General features: G+C 45.9%; 4 protein-coding genes. 3 read left to right on the plus strand and 1 reads right to left on the minus strand.

Annotated elements, in window-relative coordinates; all coding sequences use genetic code 11:
• From ACUU1M_RS20065 to bfr, 3 genes are all read left to right on the plus strand, one after another.
• On the plus strand, positions 1 to 232 hold a 232-nt coding region (locus ACUU1M_RS20065; RefSeq protein ID WP_000305929.1), incomplete at its 5' end, for an EF-Tu C-terminal domain-related protein.
• Positions 233 to 414: 182 nt separating this feature from the next.
• Positions 415 to 609, plus strand: coding sequence for a bacterioferritin-associated ferredoxin (gene bfd, locus ACUU1M_RS20070; RefSeq protein WP_000289090.1), 195 nt, complete (start codon positions 415 to 417; stop codon positions 607 to 609).
• Between the two features lie 72 nt (positions 610 to 681).
• A complete protein-coding gene (gene bfr / locus ACUU1M_RS20075) occupies positions 682 to 1,158 on the plus strand; it encodes a bacterioferritin (RefSeq protein ID WP_000675515.1) in 477 nt (158 codons plus the stop codon).
• Here the strand turns inward: bfr and ACUU1M_RS20080 are convergent.
• Positions 1,155 to 1,622: a prepilin peptidase gene (locus tag ACUU1M_RS20080; protein ID WP_000381748.1), complete on the minus strand. Its 468-nt coding sequence runs from the start codon at positions 1,620 to 1,622 to the stop codon at positions 1,155 to 1,157. The two genes, bfr and ACUU1M_RS20080, sit on opposite strands and share 4 nt — an antisense overlap.
• Positions 1,623 to 1,711 lie beyond the last annotated feature (89 nt).

The raw sequence follows: 1,711 nt of genomic DNA on the forward strand, positions 1-1,711 counted from the left end.
CCGTCATACTCCGTTCTTCAAAGGCTACCGTCCGCAGTTCTACTTCCGTACTACTGACGTGACTGGTACCATCGAACTGCCGGAAGGCGTAGAGATGGTAATGCCGGGCGATAACATCAAAATGGTTGTTACCCTGATCCACCCGATCGCGATGGACGACGGTCTGCGTTTCGCAATCCGTGAAGGCGGCCGTACCGTTGGCGCGGGCGTTGTTGCTAAAGTTCTGGGCTAATTACACGTTAATTAGTTTTGAATTGAAAAGGGCGCTTCGGCGCCCTTTTTGCTGCCCGTAATTTGAGCTCGAAATATTTAGGCGTAATTTTGCTCGCTGAACTATGGCGCAAATAAAACTGTGCTATTGTAATCATAACCATTCTCATTTACACTTTGTGCAGAATTTGAACGGGAGCAATCATGTACGTTTGTTTGTGTAATGGTGTAAGTGACAAAAAAATTCGCCAGGCAGTCCGTCAGTTTCATCCGCAATCTTTCCAACAATTGCGTAAGTTTATTCCTGTGGGAAATCAATGCGGTAAGTGCATTCGCGCCGCGCGCGAAGTGATGCAGGACGAGTTGATGCAGATGCCAGAATTTAAAGAGATTGCCTGAAGCCCACGCTTATTTTTTGACATCCCGCTAGCCCCATCTACGCTCTAATAGTGGAAGCGGAGGGACTATAAAATGAAAGGTGATGTTAAAATCATAAATTATCTCAATAAACTATTGGGAAATGAGCTTGTCGCAATCAATCAGTATTTTCTCCATGCCCGGATGTTTAAAAACTGGGGCCTGATGCGTCTCAATGACGTCGAATACCATGAATCCATCGATGAGATGAAACACGCTGATAAATATATCGAGCGTATTTTGTTTTTAGAAGGAATCCCCAACTTACAGGATTTAGGCAAACTGGGGATTGGTGAAGATGTCGAGGAGATGCTGCAATCTGACCTGCGATTAGAACTGGAAGGCGCGAAGGATCTGCGTGAGGCTATCGCATATGCCGACAGCGTTCATGACTATGTTAGCCGCGATATGATGATCGAGATCCTTGCTGATGAAGAAGGTCATATCGACTGGCTCGAAACTGAACTGGATCTCATCGGTAAAATCGGCCTACAAAATTACCTGCAATCACAAATTAAAGTTAAAGATTAACGGCCTATCAGCAAACTATCCCAGCCTATAACGAAACCCGCAGCCGCCAGAAATGGCCCAAAAGGCAGCGGGTTTTTTAATGATTCTTTTCCTCTCATGAGCAGACCAATAACTACGGCTCCGCAAGCGAATGAGGCAGCAAGGAAAACCAGTCGTGGTAAGAAGGCCCATGAATGCCAGGCGCCAAGGGCGGCGAGAAACTTCACATCACCATAGCCTAATCCTTCTTTATGTCGCAGTATGCGATACCCCCAGTAAATGACAGCGAATGTGCCGTAACCAACAATTGCCCCCCATAACGCATCGGCTAAACCATCAGGATGACAAACTTGATAGAACAAAAGACCTGACCAGAGTAACGGGCACGTAAATCTGTCAGGTAACAAGCCATGCTTTGCATCCCAGAAAAAAAGTAGGGCTGATAAACAAGCGTACAAAATTAGAAAGGGAAGGGTAGTGTCCATAAAACATCCTCTGTAATTGGAGTATCACCATCGAATAACTCCGGATGCTCAGCAACAGAGAGAGCGCTGATTTGTTAACCTGATTCCGG

This window comes from Shigella sp. SIG6, from assembly GCF_053555815.1.